Source organism: Aquibacillus saliphilus, from assembly GCF_020404745.1.
Lineage (GTDB): Bacteria > Bacillota > Bacilli > Bacillales > Amphibacillaceae > Aquibacillus > Aquibacillus saliphilus.
The window spans coordinates 56,284-74,873 of sequence record NZ_JAIZAP010000012.1 but is presented as its reverse complement, the minus strand read 5'-3'; the positions used below and the strand labels follow the sequence as shown (position 1 = coordinate 74,873).

At 35.4% G+C, this 18,590-nt stretch carries 19 protein-coding genes and 1 pseudogene; 6 read left to right on the top strand and 14 right to left on the bottom strand.

What is annotated here, in order from left to right:
* Positions 1-92 precede the first annotated feature (92 nt).
* Positions 93-536, bottom strand: coding sequence for an IDEAL domain-containing protein (locus LD272_RS13350; RefSeq protein ID WP_226037104.1), 444 nt, complete (start codon positions 534-536; stop codon positions 93-95).
* 534 nt (positions 537-1,070) lie between these two features.
* On the opposite strand from LD272_RS13350, the gene LD272_RS13345 reads away from it, so the two are divergent.
* On the top strand, positions 1,071-2,099 hold the full coding sequence (locus tag LD272_RS13345) for an aromatic acid exporter family protein (RefSeq protein WP_226037103.1): 1,029 nt from the start codon (positions 1,071-1,073) through the stop codon (positions 2,097-2,099).
* 442 nt (positions 2,100-2,541) lie between these two features.
* Here the strand turns inward: LD272_RS13345 and LD272_RS13340 are convergent, their stop codons facing one another.
* Entirely contained in the window at positions 2,542-3,384 is an 843-nt protein-coding gene (locus LD272_RS13340) for a hypothetical protein (protein ID WP_226037102.1), read from the bottom strand.
* 275 nt (positions 3,385-3,659) lie between these two features.
* Between LD272_RS13340 and pxpB the strand changes: the two genes are divergently transcribed.
* The 4 genes from pxpB (at position 3,660) to LD272_RS13320 (ending at position 7,036) form a co-directional block, all read left to right on the top strand.
* Positions 3,660-4,349: a 5-oxoprolinase subunit PxpB gene (pxpB, locus tag LD272_RS13335; RefSeq protein WP_226037101.1), complete on the top strand. Its 690-nt coding sequence runs from the start codon at positions 3,660-3,662 to the stop codon at positions 4,347-4,349.
* Positions 4,350-4,363: 14 nt separating this feature from the next.
* On the top strand, positions 4,364-5,338 hold the full coding sequence (locus LD272_RS13330; protein ID WP_226037100.1) for a 5-oxoprolinase subunit C family protein: 975 nt from the start codon (positions 4,364-4,366) through the stop codon (positions 5,336-5,338).
* Positions 5,329-6,078: a LamB/YcsF family protein gene (locus LD272_RS13325; RefSeq protein ID WP_226037099.1), complete on the top strand. Its 750-nt coding sequence runs from the start codon at positions 5,329-5,331 to the stop codon at positions 6,076-6,078. Before LD272_RS13330 ends, LD272_RS13325 begins: the two co-directional genes overlap by 10 nt.
* 307 nt (positions 6,079-6,385) lie before the next feature.
* Entirely contained in the window at positions 6,386-7,036 is a 651-nt protein-coding gene (locus LD272_RS13320) for a hypothetical protein (protein ID WP_226037098.1), read from the top strand.
* Between the two features lie 156 nt (positions 7,037-7,192).
* Here the strand turns inward: LD272_RS13320 and LD272_RS13315 are convergent, their stop codons facing one another.
* The 9 genes from LD272_RS13315 to LD272_RS13275 form a co-directional block, all read right to left on the bottom strand.
* Complete coding sequence (locus LD272_RS13315; RefSeq protein WP_226037097.1) at positions 7,193-7,942, bottom strand: SurA N-terminal domain-containing protein; 750 nt, start codon at positions 7,940-7,942, stop codon at positions 7,193-7,195.
* A 132-nt stretch (positions 7,943-8,074) separates the two neighbouring features.
* Positions 8,075-8,605: a chromate transporter gene (locus LD272_RS13310; protein ID WP_226037096.1), complete on the bottom strand. Its 531-nt coding sequence runs from the start codon at positions 8,603-8,605 to the stop codon at positions 8,075-8,077.
* A complete protein-coding gene (locus LD272_RS13305; RefSeq protein ID WP_226037095.1) occupies positions 8,605-9,180 on the bottom strand; it encodes a chromate transporter in 576 nt (191 codons plus the stop codon). Before LD272_RS13305 ends, LD272_RS13310 begins: the two co-directional genes overlap by 1 nt.
* 555 nt (positions 9,181-9,735) lie before the next feature.
* Positions 9,736-10,347: a YesL family protein gene (locus tag LD272_RS13300; RefSeq protein WP_226037094.1), complete on the bottom strand. Its 612-nt coding sequence runs from the start codon at positions 10,345-10,347 to the stop codon at positions 9,736-9,738.
* Between the two features lie 4 nt (positions 10,348-10,351).
* Positions 10,352-11,398 (bottom strand): LacI family DNA-binding transcriptional regulator, encoded by a 1,047-nt coding sequence (locus tag LD272_RS13295; protein WP_226037093.1) that lies wholly within the window; start codon positions 11,396-11,398, stop codon positions 10,352-10,354.
* A gap of 29 nt (positions 11,399-11,427) precedes the next feature.
* Positions 11,428-12,273, bottom strand: coding sequence for a carbohydrate ABC transporter permease (locus tag LD272_RS13290; protein WP_226037092.1), 846 nt, complete (start codon positions 12,271-12,273; stop codon positions 11,428-11,430).
* Between the two features lie 14 nt (positions 12,274-12,287).
* Positions 12,288-13,190, bottom strand: coding sequence for a carbohydrate ABC transporter permease (locus LD272_RS13285; protein ID WP_226037162.1), 903 nt, complete (start codon positions 13,188-13,190; stop codon positions 12,288-12,290).
* A gap of 101 nt (positions 13,191-13,291) precedes the next feature.
* A complete protein-coding gene (locus LD272_RS13280; protein ID WP_226037091.1) occupies positions 13,292-14,620 on the bottom strand; it encodes an ABC transporter substrate-binding protein in 1,329 nt (442 codons plus the stop codon).
* A gap of 518 nt (positions 14,621-15,138) precedes the next feature.
* Positions 15,139-15,324 carry a cold-shock protein gene (locus LD272_RS13275; RefSeq protein ID WP_226037090.1) on the bottom strand — a complete coding sequence of 62 codons (186 nt, stop codon included), beginning with the start codon at positions 15,322-15,324 and terminating at the stop codon, positions 15,139-15,141.
* Positions 15,325-15,520: 196 nt separating this feature from the next.
* On the opposite strand from LD272_RS13275, the gene LD272_RS13270 reads away from it, so the two are divergent.
* Complete coding sequence (locus LD272_RS13270; RefSeq protein WP_226037089.1) at positions 15,521-16,159, top strand: YesL family protein; 639 nt, start codon at positions 15,521-15,523, stop codon at positions 16,157-16,159.
* Here the strand turns inward: LD272_RS13270 and LD272_RS13265 are convergent.
* From LD272_RS13265 to LD272_RS13255, 3 genes and pseudogenes are all read right to left on the bottom strand, one after another.
* Positions 16,149-16,418, bottom strand: a pseudogene (locus LD272_RS13265) (transposase); the annotation flags it as partial. The gene LD272_RS13270 and the pseudogene LD272_RS13265 overlap by 11 nt on opposite strands.
* 353 nt (positions 16,419-16,771) lie before the next feature.
* On the bottom strand, positions 16,772-17,653 hold the full coding sequence (locus LD272_RS13260) for a carbohydrate ABC transporter permease (RefSeq protein WP_226037088.1): 882 nt from the start codon (positions 17,651-17,653) through the stop codon (positions 16,772-16,774).
* 14 nt (positions 17,654-17,667) lie between these two features.
* Entirely contained in the window at positions 17,668-18,546 is an 879-nt protein-coding gene (locus LD272_RS13255) for a carbohydrate ABC transporter permease (protein ID WP_226037087.1), read from the bottom strand.
* Between the last annotated feature and the right edge of the window lie 44 nt (positions 18,547-18,590).

The window sequence follows — 18,590 nt, the reverse complement described above, 5'->3', positions numbered from 1 at the left end:
ACCTGCCCAAAAGTACTAGAATGTGCAAAAGAGCAGAAGCCAACTGGCTTCTGCTCTTTTGCACAGGCATTCATTTACAGTTAAAAACAAAGCTACATTTCCTTTAATTTCTTTGTGTACTTTTTAAAATCTTGATAATTCTTATCTTCTAAAGAAGTATCAATCAATCGCTTCAAGTTTTCTTTTTCTAAGGCGATAATCACTTGGTCTATTTCTTCTGTTTTAATCGGGGTTTTATCACCATTTAGATAAGGTTGCACAATCGAATTTAAATGGGTTAAAAAATCCGACAGTTTCAATAGCTCAGTTAGGGCTACTCGACTATATTCTTTACCTTTTTGAAATACAAAGACATCTTCTTCATTTTCAACTTTTTGTGTTTTTCGATTTATGCGAATTTCTCTAGCTTCTAATGGGACAAATTGATATACCTTGTCATCTAATGATAGTGAAAAGTACTGATAAGCTAACACGACTCGAATGCAATCTGATTCTTCTTTTACATAATATGGCTTCAACATTTTAACAGATAGCATTCAATCACCCCCTTCGTTAGAAACACAAGACTTGTCACCAAGTCTTTTTACAATCTGTAAATTAGCTTTTCTTCTTATTGCTAAGCTGAATCCAAGAAATTTCGTTCGTACTATCGTCAGTTTGTAATTCTGATAGTATAAGTAATCCATCTTAATCATTCACGTCAACGTCTTTTGATATTAATGTATTATATGATAGGACTTTGTGATAAGTTAATACTTTCCACAATAATTTAAAAAATTTAGACATTCGCCTCATCGTGGTTGAAGCATTACCTAGGTCCTTATCAACGCATTAAAGTAAGTAACTGAGATGATGGCTACCCCTAATGGCCTTGAAATCAATCTTTTAATGAATATATTTCACCTTTTGTAGTGGTTTTATCATACCAAAAAATGAGAGCGGTTACATTATTTATATTAAATCAAATAATGACATTTTTCGCAAGAGACTGAGATAATTTATGATTTCAGTGTTATAAAACGCTAGCTTTCGTTATACTTAAACTAGGAATACTAACGAAGGTGAGATCAATGAAAAAACTTAAATTTGGCAACAGAATCGTGAAAACCGGCGTTGCTGTGTTCTTAACCTCACTAATTTGTCACTGGTTAGGATGGCCTGCTGTTTTCGCTGTAATCACTGCAATTGTTACGATTGAACCTACCGTATCAGACTCGATAAAAAAAGGTATCATTCGTTTACCAGCCTCTGCTATCGGATCCGCTTACGCAGTTTTCTTTATATTTCTATTTGGAAATTCACCAATTACATATACAGCAGCTGCCGTTTTCACAATTATAACATGCTTTAAATTAAAGCTACATTCAGGACTATTAGTTGCAACATTAACCTCTGTTGCAATGATTGAGGTTATTCATAGCAATTTTTTATTTTCATTTTTCATTAGACTTGGCACTACATCAATTGGATTATTAGTTTCAACTGCAGTCAATATGTTTATTTTACCACCTAAATACTCGAGTAGCATTCTCATGAACATTGATTCGCTGCTTAAATCGACCGGTGAGGAATTATTAAATGTTTCCAAAGAAATCATGCCTGGAACAACTGATATTGGAAACGACCTCGCTATTAAAAGAAAGTTCCTGCAAGTGAAGAAAAGTCTAGATAGAACAGATACGCTTGTCCAGTTCCAAAAAGAAGAAGCAAAGTATCACCGCTTAAACGAGAAAGAAAAGAAAATTTTCGAGGAGGAGCAAGTAAAAATATCCGCACTCCGCTTAATCCATTACCATATCGGAAATTTAATTAACACACCATTAGTTGACTTAACTTGGACAAAAGAGGAAAAAAGGACAATCTTAGCAACGGTGGAAACACTTGCTGATGCAATGACATACCCTAATCATTTTGATAAAAAAAGACACCAAGCACAGATCCATCAATTATTAGATCAGTTTTGGAAAAGTAAAGATAACGCAGCGCTCGGAAAAGATACTTCTAATCCTAATTTTTTTTCAGCAGAGATTATTATCTTATATGAACTTCTATCTATTTATAGATTGGTAGAGGATTTGTTGTCCGAGAATAAGAGTTGATAATACAAGCAACCTCATCTATTGGGGGTGTTGCTTTTGACACAAAACCTATAGACTCCGACGTAACTGCTGAGTTGATTTCACGACATATAGGTGCACATTTAATCAGAACACCACTACTCAGCGTAGGCAGAATACGGAGACTCCTCGAAAATTAAAATCGATTTTCTTCGTGCGAGGCAAAGCCTTCGAAGTATCTCTGGTCCTGTGGGAACAGCAAAAGGTTTTCGATGGGACGAGTAATCGCAGTCCCACGAGCCGAAGACCCCGGAAGAATCGTTCTTTGATTCTGAGGCTTTAGGCCGTGCCCACGGAAAGCGAAGTATTCTGCCGAAGCGAACGTATGGCGTTCGATTCAATTTAGTGGAGCTAAAAGTTACGTCGCATTTTCTATCAATTACGACAATTACGAAATCAGTCAGCTTGACCATAGCGATCACTGTTATTGATAAATTGACTCGATCTGCTCAGTTCCCTCTAGGATATGCCAGTCTCTAGCCCCGATAGCTAGCAATTGATTATCTTCGTCTGTCTCAAAAATATATACCTCTTCTTTATAAGCACCTCCCTCAACCTTTTCAATAAGCTTCAAGGTAATACCCTTGATTGCATAGTATTCGATTATCTCCTCAGGCATAATAGCGAATGAATGTTCATGAGAGTTCAACACAGGATTCCATTGATCAATCTTCCATTTACCATCTACTAACACGAGTTCAACCTTAAATTTAACCCCAGTATTAATTTCATTCGCCGGACGGTATGCAAAAAAGCTCAAGTCATCATTTATTTGTTTAACTCCTTCTGTCACATCTAACTTCATTCCACCCTCTAATGGACTAGCTGCATCACAATAACAGAAGAACCGTTCCATTTGGGAGATAATTACTTCATTTATAAATGTCTTTGTAAAATGTCTTGAAACTACCGGGGCGATAGCTGCTTCAAATTCCATTTTTAATGGTTCAATTTTATCAATTGATTCGTACCAGCCATTGTCCTCAATTGTAGCTATTACCTGTCGTTGAACTGTTTCAATTTCTTCCATTAATACAACAATCTCCGCTAAATTCACATCAATAAGTTCAGCTTCGTTAGTTGCAGTATTTTGCTCTTTAATAATTTCCATTCGTTTATCCCTTGTTTTCTTAGCTTCAGCTACAACCATTGATTGCTCAAGGTCTTCACCTATAAGTTCTTGTTCATTTACTGCATCATTTTTACAAGCGGTTAAAAGTATGATGACAACAACTAAAATAACCTGTTGAAAAATCCTCCTTTTCATCAACTCTCCCCCAAAAGAATTACTAATCTAGTACCTACCATCCATTTGCATGCACAAGTGATTCCATTTTATGATAAGATTTACAATTATACGTTAAGTTAGTCAATGTCATAATACTGATTTTTTGAAAGTTTTCATCCAAGATGACAATTACTCCATAAGGAAATTATGAAATTGATTCAAGTAAATTGTATCTCTTTAATCTATGTCTAAGGTTACGGTAAAATGAGACAAAGATGATTAATCTAAGTTTTTGAAATAAAGAAGGTGAATAAATGAATCGACAACATTATCATGCCCTTAGTGAGAACGCAATTATGATTGATTTTGGCAAACAATTATCAATAGAAAAAAACGCACGTATTCTTACATTAGCTGAGCAGATTGCAAACAATCCATTCCTAGGGTTTGTGGAATCCGTTCCATCTTATACGACACTAACAGTCTATTATAATCCAATTAATTTTCACCAAGACTCTTTCAAACAGGTTTGTTTATTGCTTGATACTTATCTTACTGAAATGGAAGAAAATAATTATCAATCAAGAATTGTAACCATTCCAGTATGTTATGATGAATCATTTGGTTTCGACTTAGAAGAAGTAGCTTCACATAATAACCTTTCAACTGAACAAGTAATTAACTTACACCAAACCAATGAATATCATGTCTTTTTTTTAGGATTTACACCTGGATTCCCTTTTTTAGGTGGTATGGATGCTAGAATTGCAGCGCCAAGAAAGAAAATACCACGAACCAACATTCCTGCAGGTTCTGTTGGTATTGCTGGACAGCAGACTGGAATCTATCCAATTGCCTCCCCTGGAGGATGGCAAATCATCGGTAGAACACCAATGTCTTTACTACAAATAAAGCAACAACCACCTACTATGCTCAAACCTGGAGATAAAATAAAGTTTCAATCAATTTCAAAACAAGCGTTTCTAAACTTTACTTCAAGCTAAAAGGGGGTTAAACAATGGGAATTCGAATTATTGAAGAAGGCTTACTAACGACAGTTCAGGACTTAGGCAGATTTGGTTATCAATCATCCGGATTCTCAGTTAGCGGGGCAATGGATTCCTGGGCAATGCAGCTTGCTAACATCATCTTAGACAATGACAAAGGTGAGGCAGTACTTGAAATGAGTTTTATCGGCCCAAGTATTACATTTGAAGCGGACATGATTATTTCACTTACAGGGGCTGACATGTCACCAAAAATCAATGAAAAAGTAGTGAAGAACGGGAAACCACTTTCAGTAAAAAATGGGGATACGTTAACGCTTCGAACAGCCAAAAGTGGTATTCACTGTTATCTAGCAATTAAGGGTGGGCTTGATTTACCTAACTTCTTAAATAGTAAAAGTACATCGTTACGAGCTCAAGTTGGTGGTTTCCACGGAAGAAAATTAGTCGTTGGAGACATCATTCCTATTTTGACACCTATCCAAGCTGCAAGTTTCAATTGGAGCCTCAGTCCCTTTCTTTTTGATTATATTAGTAGCAATGATTTAACGATTCGATTTTTAGAAGGTCGACAATATGACTGGTTCACTAATCAATCCAAACAACATTTTGAAACTGAAGCCTATCAAACGACAACTCAATCCGATCGAATGGGATATCGGTTAAAAGGGATGCCAATTCATTTTATTCATTCCAAAGAGCTGTTAACAGAAGCTACAACGTTCGGAACAATCCAAGTCCCAGCTAGCGGACAACCAATTATTCTAATGGCTGATCGTCAGCCAACAGGTGGCTATCCAAAGATTGGTCAAGTGATTAATGTTGACCTTGCAACACTTAGTCAAGTTCGACCGAGTCAATCTTTTACATTTTTGAAGTCTACATTAAAAGAAGCACAAACCTTAATGAATACTAGACAACAACAACTTTCAAGCTTACAAACTTTCTGTACTTTAAAATGGAAGGAATGGGATCGATGCAAATGATCGATGTGAATTGTGATATGGGTGAAGGGTTTGGAGAATATGTAATTGGTAATGATCAGGAAATTATTAACTATATATCGTCTGCTAACATTGCCTGTGGCCTTCATGCCGGCGATCCCGCAATAATGGATCAAACGGTCAAACTTGCTAAAAAAAACCAGGTAAACATCGGTGCACACCCTGGTCTTCCAGACTTAAACGGATTCGGTCGAAGAATAATGAAGATAACACCGACAGAAGCTTTCAGGTGGGTTACCTATCAAGTGGGCGCATTAAATGGCTTTGTTCAAGTCAATAATGAGCAGCTCCATCACGTTAAACCTCACGGGGCTTTATATAACATAGCAGCAACCGATGCTTCGATTGCCGAGGCGATTGCTGAAGCTGTCTATCAAATTGATCCTAGGCTTATTCTATACGGTCTGTCTAACAGTCACCTAACAAAAGCTGGCGAGAAAATTGGTTTACCCGTCTATCATGAAGTATTCTTAGACCGCACCTATCAAGATGACGGGACACTTACTCCTAGAACAGAGCCAAATGCTTTAATAACTAATAAAGAACGAGCGATTGAACAATCGATTACTATGATCAAAAAACAACAAGTAAACTCGGTTAATGGAGTTAAAATTCCGATTAAGGTTGATTCCATATGCATTCATGGAGATGGACCAAATGCACTGGAATTTGCTCATTATCTATACCAACAGCTCATATCCGAACGGATTCAACTAAAGTAACACCTTTTTTGGATTCGATAATAGGTAAACTTATTAGACTTACCAATCATTTTCTTAATAGTCATGACAATTGACGGTTTTAGACTTTTTTTAGCAACATAATATAAAGTGTTGATCACTTCGGGCAAGCTGATCTCCTAGTTTAAAACTTTCTTCGAACCATCAGTTCATTCTGATGGTTCGCTTTTATTCCTTTAAAAATCTAGAATAGGACAAACTAGTAGCTACATAAAATTAAAAAACTATTAATTAGACACCTTCCTCGAAACATTCCTTATCCTAGATTAAAGAAAGGAATGAGTTATATATGATAACCTACAAATTCATTCCCGCAACTAAAATTAATGCTTATTATATTGAAGATATTGATAAAGATATTGCAAAAAAAAGAATGATAGCTTTAAAGCAGTACTCTACTGCCATTTTAACAATTGAGGAACACAACGGTGTCTATTTTCTTATGAGCGGATTTAAATTTTTTGATGCATTGTATAAATTAAATCAAACACAACCAATTCCATGTAGAGTAATTAATGAAAATTGCAACAATGAATCAACCAGAATCTTAAAAATCCTTAACCAAGGAATTAACCGCGAATCTACAAGCTGGAAGTTCAAATATGAAATGATAGTAAAATTAACCAAGTATAGTAGTATCTTACCTTCTGAAATTGCTACCTTTATTAACAAGGAAATTTCCTATGTTACTAATTATATGGTCGAAGAAGAAGTACCAAATAGCTATAAACAAAAAGCTATAAACTCGAATAAAACAGATCTGATAAACGAAGTTCAACGACATCCAGCGATACCAGACGACCGTAAACAAGACTTCTTCGACTTAGCCATCGCTGAAGAACTAACTCATCTCAAACTGTATTTAACAACTAGCTATTATAATCTAAGCTTCTACGGAATCTATGCCCATCCATATGCCTCATACCGAATTGTCTATTAAGGAACAATCAAGGTTAATGTATTCATTCACTTTTAACCACACATCTCGTCAATTTACTTTCCTATTATTAAAATAGGAAAGCTTATCTATTTTCTTACAAATAAAACCGGAGCAAATCTCACAGATGTGAAATTTGCTCCGGTTTAGTTCGTCTATTTAGATAAGTGTTTCAATTTCACTTTCTTCTTTCAAATCTTCAATAATTGTACCAAGTGCATTTGATCTTTGTTGTTTAACTAACTCATTTTCAATTTGATCTTGAACATCTTCAAGTGGTGGAGTTTCTTCGCCTTGTTGGCTTTTTAGTTGTTCATAGTATGCATCAACTTCTTCTTGACTAACTTCAATATCTGGTACTTCTTCTGCCATATATTGATTTAATCTAATCTCATAAGCTAGTTGCTCTTTTAACGAATCCTCAGTTAAATTAAGCGTTGTAAGTTGTTCTTTAAACTGTTCATCACTCTCAAACTGTGATTTAATCTGCTCTAAACTGTCTTCAACCTCAGAGTCAGATACTTCGATTCCTTTTGAATCTGTCTCTTGCAATAATAGTTCTTGTTCGATAAGACTAGTTATCGTTTGTTCCTTCACCTGCTCAGTATTACTAGTGTCCTGACCATACTGTTGAAACATTAATAACGTTTGACTATACATTTGGTTGTATTTTTTTCCAATAATTTCTTCACCATTAACTGTTGCAACAACTTTATCTTCATCTATAGTTTCTACTTCTGGAGCCTCTGCCTCTTTAGAAGCTTCATCTTTTGAAGTATCCTCTTCGGTTGTACCTTCTTCCGTATTTTCTGCTGTTTTATCTTCTGCATTTTCTTCGTCGTCACTGCATGCCACTAGAAGTACACTTAAACCGGCAATAGCGAAAATCATTAACAATAGTTTCTTCATATAAAAACCTCATTCCCTTTTTATCATGTCCTACTATTTAAACACGCATTGCTATGCATTTGCAACCAATGCCCTTCTCAGAGAGGCCTAACGAAACACTATCAATCATTTAAACATGTCAAAATAGTGTAATTAACCTAAGAAGATTGCACCATATCCTAATGCCGCTAAGATTACAAAAGCTGGATGCACTTTTAATTTTTCCATTAGTACAAAACTGATTACCGCAATTAGTAGCATTTGCCCGAGTCCTGAGTCTTGGTAAGATGTCTGGAAAAAGTTAAATGCCATGACACCTAACAAGATAGCAATTGTTGGCCTGATTATCATTGTCATTTTTTTTACCTTTGGCGAATCCTTAAATTTCATTAGGATTGTTAATAGGACAATCATTAAAATGAGTGAGGGAGCGACAATAGCAAATACTCCAATGAATGATCCCAAAACGCCGCCCTGTTCATAACCAATATAACCGGCCATTTTTGTTGCTATTGGTCCTGGCAAGGCATTTGCCATTGCTAGCATCTCACTAAATTCATGAACAGATAACCAACCGAAACGATCGACTACTTCATTTTCAACTAACGGTATTGAAGCTGGACCACCACCATAACCGACAATCCCTGGTATAAAAAACGCCAGAAATATTTCCCAATAAATCATTATAATTGTCCTTTCTCTACCTCAGACTTATCAGTTTCCTCTTTTTCAATTGGTTTTACTAAGGCATATAGCAGAAGAATCGCAATTAAAATTCCTGGGTGTAAACCTGCCCATTCAATGAACAGTAAGGACGCAATCGCTAAAAAAATCGTTTTTATCCAACCGAGTCCACCCTTTGCATTTTTTAAAAAGCTATAGGTTAATACTGCTAACATAACACCAACAACAGGTACAACAGCTTGTGTCATACCGCTAACCCAAGGTTGGTCACTCATCGACGATAAAAATGTCAAAAGTGCGATTAATAGTAAAATGGTAGGTACAATTGTTGCCAGTACGGCGTTAATCATTCCGACAATTCCAGAAACTCTATACCCAATATAGCCCGCCATTTTTGTTGCTATTGGTCCTGGCAATGAATTCCCAAGTGCTAGCACATTAGCAAACTCTTCATTATCCATCCACTGATATTTATCGACAACTTCCTTATGAACAAGAGGGATTGACGACGGACCTCCACCGTAGCCGAGCATACCCACTCGAAAAAAAGCAATAAAAATATGCCATTGCTTCATCTAATCAAATCCTTTAACTTGGCTCTTCTTTTATGAAAACTAATAGGATACCATTTTTTCATTTTTCGTTGCCTCCGTACCGCTATAAAGTGTACCTGTATTGTTATTTCGCCAAATAATTTCCTAACCGAATGTATGTATATCTAGTATAACCTTGACGACATGTCCCATTCGCTCCAATTTCAGAGTAATTGGACAGAAAAATCTGTTTCAACTATTACTCTTTTACCTTTCATCCGTTGCCACCTTGATGCAACTACCATCCCTTAGTTTACTAAACTTAACATTCACCAGAGAAAGGCTTGGGTAATCAAAGTTACGGATGTAGAAATTGTCATCCGTGTACTTTGCTCCACGAAGACATATGTTTAATTGATTAGAAATAGTTTCATTTACACTATTCTTTATTAAATAATAACTTTTACTTGAATTATATAAGAAAATTCAAGTCAATAATACAGAGGTGTGAAATTATGTATAATTCCTCTCTACCCTTCCACTACTTGGCACTCACAAAAAAACTGTAACACCTATTAAAAATAAGTGTTACAGTAACTAATTAATCTGCTGTTTTGCACGTTGAATTTTGTATGACAACCTGTCAAATATTTGATATAGCGTGAAAGCTAATACACTACCGAAAATCAAAATAAATATCGGTACAAAATAAGTTATCACAACGGCAATACCAATTACAAAAATGCATAATAGTGTATGAAAAATGTAACTAATTGAAATAAACAACGCATTTTTAATAGAATGCAAAATGCTAAGTTCATAGTTAGCTAGCACAAAAAATATATAGACTGAAGTAAATGAATAAAGTATTGTTACAAAGATCAGCAGAGTTAATAGAATCATTCTTCCAGTAAATTCATATTGTAAAAGAATTGTATAGTCCACATACAAAATTATTGCTGCAATCCCCCACAAAATACCGATTAAAAAACTCTTCTTAAAGTTAGCTTTAAATTCTTTAATAAACAGGGAAAGAAGTCCTGCCTCTATACCTTCTGATGTCCACTTTCGGACTACTCCAAGTAAGGCGGTTGTGCTTGGAAATATCGTTATAATAGGCAAACAAAAAATTATCCAGAGAATGTTTATCAATAAAAAATGGGTAAAAATATCTAATATGCGTAAAAATATATTCTCTGACTTATCCATATAATCATCCTCTAGTTTTCAGCTGCACGAAACTATTAGTTCCAGCTAAACATGATTTTCGAATAATTAATTCTGGATCAACTAAAACAGAACTAGGATCCGTATTACTATTGATCAAATCATGTAACATGTGAGCAGCAAGCCTACCCATTTTATCCTTGTCTTGTTTTACAGTTGCAAGGGGTGGATCACTGTACCTACACGCCTCTATATCGTCACAACCAATTATTTTTATCTCATCAGGGATTTTTAAATCCGCTTCTTTTATTGCCCTAACAGCCCCAAGAGCCATCATATCAGAGGCTGCAAAGACTGCTTCTGGATATGGATGTATATGAAGGATTCGTTTCATCGCATTGTATCCGCTATCCTCAAAATAATCACCATACTGTAGCCAATCGTCCCTAAATGTCATACCAAATTGGTTCATATAATTAATAAATCCTTCTTTACGAATGTTAGATATAATTGAATCCTCGGGACCACCTATAAAGGCTACTTCTTTGATTGAATTCAAGTAAAAATATTCAATTACTTTCGCTGAAGCCTTATTATTATCGGTTGTGACAAAGCTAGATTTTGGACCCTTAAGCTCAATATCAACTCCAACACACGGAACATTACTTTGATCTAGTTCATAGACAGCTTCTTCAAGGTGTTCCCCAGCAATCACTAAGCAGCCATCCAACTGGTAATGTTTGCATCTTCTGAGATAATCTTCTTTATCATTACTAAACTGATTGTTTGAAAAGATTAAAATATCATATCCCAACTTGCCAATTGCCGTCTTAAATGCATTTATGACCTGATTGAAAAAAGGGTGATTGAATTCCACATTCACTTCACCGGCATAAATTAATCCAATCAGATTAGACCTCTTTGTTGCTAATGATTTAGCAGAAAAGCTTGGTTTATAACCCGTGTCTTCAATTATTTTCATTACTCTACTTATTGTTTTTGGACTTATGCTTCCGGTATTATTAATTACCTTGGATACTGTTCCTGGTGATACCCCAGCCATCCTTGCAATGTCTTTTATCGTAAGCTTCATAGGAATCCCTCTGCTTTTAATGTTCTATTTTAGCTTTTTACCGCCCCTTCAGTCAAACTGGATATGAATAATCGATTTAGAAGAAGGAATACGATAATCAGTGGTACTGTTGCCCAAAATGTTCCTGATAAAATCATTCCGTTATCACGAACATAGTTATCAATTAAGCCACGTAATGCAACCTGAATCGTATAAGAAGATTGATCACGTAATACGACTAACGGCCATAAGAAATCGTTCCACACATACATAAATTTAATAATCGCTAGCGTTGCGAAAGCTGGAATTATAACTGGAACTGCAATGTTCCAGTAAACTCTAAAGTTTGTGCACCCGTCCATTTTAGCAGCATCTACTAGTTCATCCGGCACATTACTACTAATGTATTGCCTCATCCAGAAGATACCGAATGCATCAATCATTCCTGGAACGATAATTGCTTTCAAATCATTTAACCAATCTAGTTTTGTGATGATAATATATTGCGGAATAAGTCCAAGCTGTGGCGGAATCATCATCGTAACTAAGATAGCAATAAATAAAATATTTTTTCCTTTGAAATTAAACTTAGCGAATGCAAAACCCGCTAATGAACATAAGAATAACACACCAATTGTTATAACGGAAGAAACGATCAGTGAGTTCCAAACAGCTCCGAAAAAATCAATTGTATTGATTACATTTGTAAAGTTTGTTACTAACTCTGCACCTGGGATGAACGCTGGTGGAACACTATTAATTGCGCTATTCTCATTTGTTGCCATCACAAACATCCAATATAACGGAAAAATCGACAGGATCGAAGCGATGGTCAGAAGTATATAAACAAACATTTTAGCTGGTGAAATTTTTTTAGGTTTATTTTTTTTAGTCATCTGCTAAGCCCTCCTTATCGCCCAATCCGATTTGCAATAAATACGTTAATTGACGAAATGATAATGATGATAAAAAATAAGATAATCGCTGCAGCAGAAGCTGGACCAAATGCCAAGTTTGTAAATGCTTCACGATATAGATAAAGAACAACTGTGATACCTTCTTCTCGATAAGTTCTGCCAATAAAAATTAGTGGCTCTGTGAATAACTGTAATGCACCAATTGTTGATGTGAACACGGTTAGAATAATAATCGGCCGTAACATTGGAATCGTTATATACTGGATTTTCTGTCTGATTGTTGCTCCATCAATCGTAGCCGCTTCATATAAATCATTTGGAATACCTTGTAAGCCTGCTAGATAAATAATCGTGTTATACCCAACCCAACGCCAGAACACCATGGTAGAAATCGCTACTTTTACGCCCCACTCTGTTGTTCCCCAACTAATTGTATCAACACCGAATAATCCCACAATAATATTTACCAATCCAAAATCTTGGTTGTTAAACATAATACCAAAAACAATTGCAACCGCTACAGTCGAAGTAACATATGGCATAAATATTGATACTCGGAAAAAACTTTTTGCTTTAATTAGTGTTGAATTAAGTGCATATGCTAAAATTATACCTATTATTAATTGCGGAATTGTCCCTAATACCCACATATATAGTGTATTAGTTAATGATTTCCAAAAAAGTGGATCAGTTAATATCCATTTAAAGTTTTGAAATCCAACATACTCCATTGCACCAAGGCCATTCCACTTTTGAAATCCAAGGTAAAAACTGAAAAGAATTGGAAATAACCCGAAAATTGCGAACAAAATAAAGAATGGTGAAATATATAAATATCCAGAAATAGCCTCTTTTTTCTTTTCACTAAAAAACGATTTTTTCTTAGATGGAGGTATTTGTCTTTGCTCCTGCGTTTGGACTTGTGCCACTTTCTAACTCTCCTTCCATTGATTTCAAGCGGTCTATGGATAAACCACGGACCGCCCGATCATCAACATTACTGTCTTTCTAATTGTGTTTCAATATTCTTAACTAATGTTTCCCATTCTTCTTGTGGATCTGCTCCCCCGGAAGCAACATTTGCAAGTGCTTCTGTAATGGCTGTATTAACAATTGAATAGTTAACACCCATATAGACTGGTTTCACAGATTTTGCTGCATCCGCAAATATTTTTGCAGTTGGAGCTCCACTGAAATATTCATCTGTTGTTGCTAGGAATTCTTCATCTTCATAAACACTTGGTGCTGATGGGAATAACCCATTGTTATGGAATGACTTTAATTGTTGTTCAGGAGCTGTTAACCAAGCAATGAAATCATATGCTTCTTGTGGTTGCTCGGATTCTTTTGGTATAGTTAAGAACGAACCACCCCAGTTACCGGCACCTTCAGGAATAGTAGTTAATGACCATTTGCCTCCAGCATCAGGAGCATTACCTTTAACGTTTGCTACCATCCATCCTGGTGCTCCAGGCATTGTAGCATAGCTTCCATCAACCATTGCACTACCCCACTCAGGAGTCCAAAGTTGATTTTCTCCGATTAAACCCTCTTCGATCATTTTAGTAGTATAATCGTATGCTTCTTTTACAGTATCTTCTATAATTAGTTCATCTTCTTCATTAAAATATTGTTGATCATTTTGGTCTCTAAGTGCATTAAATACTAGTTCAGGAGCATCAGCAATCGGCTTTCCTGTCTCAGCTTTAATCGTCTTAGCTGCCTCATAATAGGCATCCCAAGTATCAATTTCAGCAGCAAGTTCCTCTGGATCGGTTGGGAAACCAGCCGCTTCTATTACATCCGTACGATAAAACATGGTTGTAGGACCAATATCAGTAGGCAATCCAAGCTGAAACGCACCATCTACACTTTGAGCCTGTTGCCACTTCCACTCAAGGAAATTACCAGCTACATCACCAGCACCATAGTCATTTAAATTATAGAAACGATCAGATGCTTGCATGAACTTCGCAACTTCACTAACCTCAATCATTCCTATATCAGGCGCTCCACTACCGGCTGAAATGGCTGTGAATAAATTATTATGAACATCTGCCATTTCACCTTCATTAAGGTTAATTGTCACATTTGGATTCAGTTCTTGATATTCTTCAATTAACACATCATAACCCGTACTTCCAAATACCGAGAAATCTAAGGTTACTGCTTCTTCGCTACTCGCTTCGTCATCATTACTTCCGCTGTCACTTGTACTCTCGTCACTATCATTACTACCATCATCACTTGTACTACTGTCATCACTACAGGCAAATAAAGCAACTACAAGCATAGAAAAAACTACTAACATTAACCATTTTCTCATGATTTCCTTACCCCCGTTTTCATATTTTCATAGTAGAAACAATTACAACTACAGATTTCCTATTTTTTCTGAATGAATAAGAAAAATAGGAAAGCGGTTTCTTTACGACTTAAAAAAAGAAGACTATAATGCCCCTGCTGTTAATTGTAATCGCTTACTAACTAGATTATATTACCAAATTATTACTTAATCAAGCTTTTTATTCCAAAAATGATTAATAAATTATTTTTATAAAGAAATCGGTTTCTTTATTGTTGCAAGTTAACAATTAGTTTTTTCCTTGTTTCCTAACAACCATCTGTCACCATGATTATTCAAAAATAAGAAAAGCGCAGGCACCTTGCTCACCCTAAGGCAATAAGGCAAGCCTCGTCGCCTGAGTTCTTTGCAGGCAGAGAGGATTAACTTAAGACCTCAGGCAAGATAGGCATCAGAGCCAGACGTGGCTAACTTAGTAATTAATTGTCCACACCAGACAATAAAAAAAGGCCTTTCGGCCTTTCATTTATCTTGAATAATCACTTATCAATTTTAGCAATAGTTCTTGTTTCTTTAACCATCTCGGATTTGCAAAGTGGACATTTCGGCTCTTCATCAAAGGAGAAGCTTTCTCTCATCCACCCAGCACAAGATTCACTAGTACACGACCATACCACTGTTTCAACTTCTGGTACTGGTTCCCTTTTATTATTATAATAAGCCATAACACATCTCCCTTTCTGGGTTCTGCTTTCTATTATACCTTATTTTCTGACAAAAACAAAACAGGGTATTTAACAGGAATTTAATGATTAAAAATAATAAAAGGAATCGCTTATGTTAAAATAAGGTTAATGAATCATTCTTAAGAATGTAATTTCATAGTCGTCATTATTTTAAAAGCTATCAGGAGGATAACAGATGTCAAAAAGCTCGATTGGGCCGTTATTTGCAATAACTGAATGGATTACAAAATTTGCTTATGTTAATTTTTTATGGATTATATTTACTTTTGTTGGGTTAGTCTTCTTCGGTTTTTTCCCTGCGACAATAGCCATGTTTACCTTAATGAGAAAGTGGTTAATTGGTAATTCGGAAATCCCAGTATTTAAAACATTTTGGACGACCTATAAAAAAGAATTTATTAAAAGTAACTTAATAGGTCTGATTATATTCCTATTTGCTGGCATTGTATATGCTGATCTTCGATTTATGGAATCAAATCCAGATAGTTTGCTAATAATAACACAGATACCGTTGTACCTTTTTATCTTTACTTTTGTATTAACATTACTTTATCTATTTCCAGTATATGTTCACTACGATGTTAAAATTTATCAGATGTTTAAAAATGCGTTTTTGATTATGTTAGTTAATCCACTTTATAACTTAATGATGATCGCCGGTATTATTGTTACTTATTTTTCATTAACATTTATTCCAGGCCTAATATTTTTCTTCGGGGGTAGTGTTATGACCTATATTATTATGTGGCCATGTTACCAAGCATTCCAGAAAATTGAGCAAAAAAAGGAACAGATTTCTGAGGTTAATAGTTAAAACAAAAGAGGCTGGGACATAACCATCCAAAATAACGAAAAAAGGTTCCAATCATCATCGAAAGATGGTCGGAACCTTTTTTTGTTAAATTATTTTCAGGATTTGTTGCACTATTCGCATGCTTAGCGGTGTACTTTCTCAAATTCACCGCCATGAATGCAAACCCTAATTCATTTTCTACTTTCTTTTTTCCTCTCACAGACATACGAGTGAAATGCAAATTAGCCTTCAAAAATCCGAAGACTGGTTCCACATCTAAAGCTTCATCTGGTATCTGTTCCACTAAAGCATGGACAGCATAGGCGATATCATTTTCTTTCAATTTAATTTCTAAATCTAACGGCAAAATTACTTGATTTATGTTATAATCTTTAAACATAAGGATACCTCCGATAGTTATTGTGTGGTACTTTAATTTTATCAGAAGGTATCCTTTTTTACTTACTTAAATTGTTTCAATTTTATAAAAAAAGTTGCACCTCCCAACAATGCGTTGGAAGGTGCAACTTTTATTTTTTATCTGAGTTTTGTCCCAGCCTCTTTTTCTTCATTTAAAAAGTAGACTTACTCTAATAGAATCATTAAGTAAGTCTACTGATTTCGTCATATTAATTAACCTTTTACAGAACCTGCAGCAATTCCGTCTACAATACGATTGCTTAAGATAAAGAATGCGATTAAGACTGGAATAATACTAATCATTAGAGTTGCACCAATAGCACCCCAATCAGTCAAGTACTGACCGATAAAGTTCTGAATACCTACAGTTAATGTTTTATATTTATCTGAACTTATAAATGTATTTACAAATACAAACTCATTCCAGTTGTAAATCATGTTAATAATTGCTGTTGTTGATATAACAGGCATTGTCATAGGCAACGTGATTTGGAAGAAGATTCGATGAACAGAACAACCATCCATAACTGCTGCCTCTTCTACTTCACGTGGTAACGTGTAGTAGAAACCTAGTAAAATCATAATCGTTATCGGTAAGTTATACGCTGTGTACGTAAGGATTATTGATAACGGATGATCAATAAGGTTTAAATCTAGGAAAAATGAAAATAACGGAATCAAGGCGGAGTGAATCGGTACCATCAATCCTACCATGAATAGTCCAAGTACTAACTTGTTTAGTTTCCAATCCATCCGAGTAATTGCAAATGTAACAAAACTAGCAAAAAGTACGGTAAGAATAACAGCTGTTACTGTTACCCAAACACTATTAAAGAAGTAAGCACCGACACCGCCATCTACCCATGCCTTCAAGTAGTTGCCCCATTGTGGGTCTTTTGGCAAAGCAAATGGAGATGTACCAAACACTTCTGCGTTGGTCTTCAAAGAAAAGAAGAAGAGCCAAACGAGCGGATAAATTTGGAATAGAGCGACTGCCCCTAATACTAAATAGAGGAGGCCTAATCCAATTCGATTTCCTAAACTATTGTTGTATGATTTATTTTTTGTTTTTAAAGATGAATTTGACTTTGTCATATTAGCCCCTCCTTTTAGTATTGAATTTCTTCATTAGAAGCTGTTAATTTGCGAACTAACCATGTAATAATTAAACAAATTACTAATAAAGCGAAACCAACCGCACTACCATATCCAAAGTTATAGCTAGCGAAAGCCTCTTTATACATATACGACGCTAGTACTTCACTAGCTCCGTTTGGTCCTCCACCAGTCATTACATAGATTAAATCGAAGTATTTTAATGAACCTACTATAGCAAGAACGATAGTTACCTTTATTACACCAGCAATCAGTGGTAGTTTAACTTTATAAGCAATTTGTATAGGATTTGCTCCATCTATTCTCGCAGCTTCTACTAGCGATTCAGGAATACCTTTTAGAGCAGCTGAATAAATAATAATGTAGAAACCAGCGTACTGCCATATAATTGCAATAAAAATTGAAATTAGAACAAGCTTTGGATCAGCAAGCCAGGTTGGAGTATTCTCAACTCCGAATATTTCTAGTAAACTATTTAACATTCCATTGTTTGGATCATAAATCTTCAACCAAAGTTGAGCAATAGCCACTGAAGATAATAACATTGGAATTAAGTAAATTTTTCTTAATAACTCTGATCCCTTAAGTTTGTTTGCTAATACGAGGGAAATAACTAAATACCCCACTAAACTTAATGTTGAAAATGCCGCTAATAAAAAGGAGTGGTATGCACTATCCCAGAACTTGGCATCCTGCATTAGACCAATATAGTTTTCAAGTCCAATGAACGTCTTCGCGCCAATTCCATCCCATTCCATTAGTCCGTAGTATCCTGTCATAACAATCGGTACATAGACAAGAGCAAGAATTAGAATTAGAGCAGGTAAAGTGTACATTGCGATGATTAATTTATTTGACATTACTTGTTTCATAAATTCCCTCTCCTTCCTTATGATAAGTCAAAAAACTCGTGTTG

What these genes read in the sequence shown, in the direction of transcription:
- LD272_RS13350 (WP_226037104.1), bottom strand. Translation starts at nt 536, where the DNA reads ATGCTATCTGTTAAAATGTTGAAGCCATATTATGTAAAAGAAGAATCA.
- LD272_RS13345 (WP_226037103.1), top strand. Translation starts at nt 1,071, where the DNA reads ATGAAAAAACTTAAATTTGGCAACAGAATCGTGAAAACCGGCGTTGCT.
- LD272_RS13340 (WP_226037102.1), bottom strand. Translation starts at nt 3,384, where the DNA reads ATGAAAAGGAGGATTTTTCAACAGGTTATTTTAGTTGTTGTCATCATA.
- pxpB (WP_226037101.1), top strand. Translation starts at nt 3,660, where the DNA reads ATGAATCGACAACATTATCATGCCCTTAGTGAGAACGCAATTATGATT.
- LD272_RS13330 (WP_226037100.1), top strand. Translation starts at nt 4,364, where the DNA reads ATGGGAATTCGAATTATTGAAGAAGGCTTACTAACGACAGTTCAGGAC.
- LD272_RS13325 (WP_226037099.1), top strand. Translation starts at nt 5,329, where the DNA reads ATGCAAATGATCGATGTGAATTGTGATATGGGTGAAGGGTTTGGAGAA.
- LD272_RS13320 (WP_226037098.1), top strand. Translation starts at nt 6,386, where the DNA reads ATGATAACCTACAAATTCATTCCCGCAACTAAAATTAATGCTTATTAT.
- LD272_RS13315 (WP_226037097.1), bottom strand. Translation starts at nt 7,942, where the DNA reads ATGAAGAAACTATTGTTAATGATTTTCGCTATTGCCGGTTTAAGTGTA.
- LD272_RS13310 (WP_226037096.1), bottom strand. Translation starts at nt 8,605, where the DNA reads ATGATTTATTGGGAAATATTTCTGGCGTTTTTTATACCAGGGATTGTC.
- LD272_RS13305 (WP_226037095.1), bottom strand. Translation starts at nt 9,180, where the DNA reads ATGAAGCAATGGCATATTTTTATTGCTTTTTTTCGAGTGGGTATGCTC.
- LD272_RS13300 (WP_226037094.1), bottom strand. Translation starts at nt 10,347, where the DNA reads ATGGATAAGTCAGAGAATATATTTTTACGCATATTAGATATTTTTACC.
- LD272_RS13295 (WP_226037093.1), bottom strand. Translation starts at nt 11,398, where the DNA reads ATGAAGCTTACGATAAAAGACATTGCAAGGATGGCTGGGGTATCACCA.
- LD272_RS13290 (WP_226037092.1), bottom strand. Translation starts at nt 12,273, where the DNA reads ATGACTAAAAAAAATAAACCTAAAAAAATTTCACCAGCTAAAATGTTT.
- LD272_RS13280 (WP_226037091.1), bottom strand. Translation starts at nt 14,620, where the DNA reads ATGAGAAAATGGTTAATGTTAGTAGTTTTTTCTATGCTTGTAGTTGCT.
- LD272_RS13275 (WP_226037090.1), bottom strand. Translation starts at nt 15,324, where the DNA reads ATGGCTTATTATAATAATAAAAGGGAACCAGTACCAGAAGTTGAAACA.
- LD272_RS13270 (WP_226037089.1), top strand. Translation starts at nt 15,521, where the DNA reads ATGTCAAAAAGCTCGATTGGGCCGTTATTTGCAATAACTGAATGGATT.
- LD272_RS13260 (WP_226037088.1), bottom strand. Translation starts at nt 17,653, where the DNA reads ATGACAAAGTCAAATTCATCTTTAAAAACAAAAAATAAATCATACAAC.
- LD272_RS13255 (WP_226037087.1), bottom strand. Translation starts at nt 18,546, where the DNA reads ATGAAACAAGTAATGTCAAATAAATTAATCATCGCAATGTACACTTTA.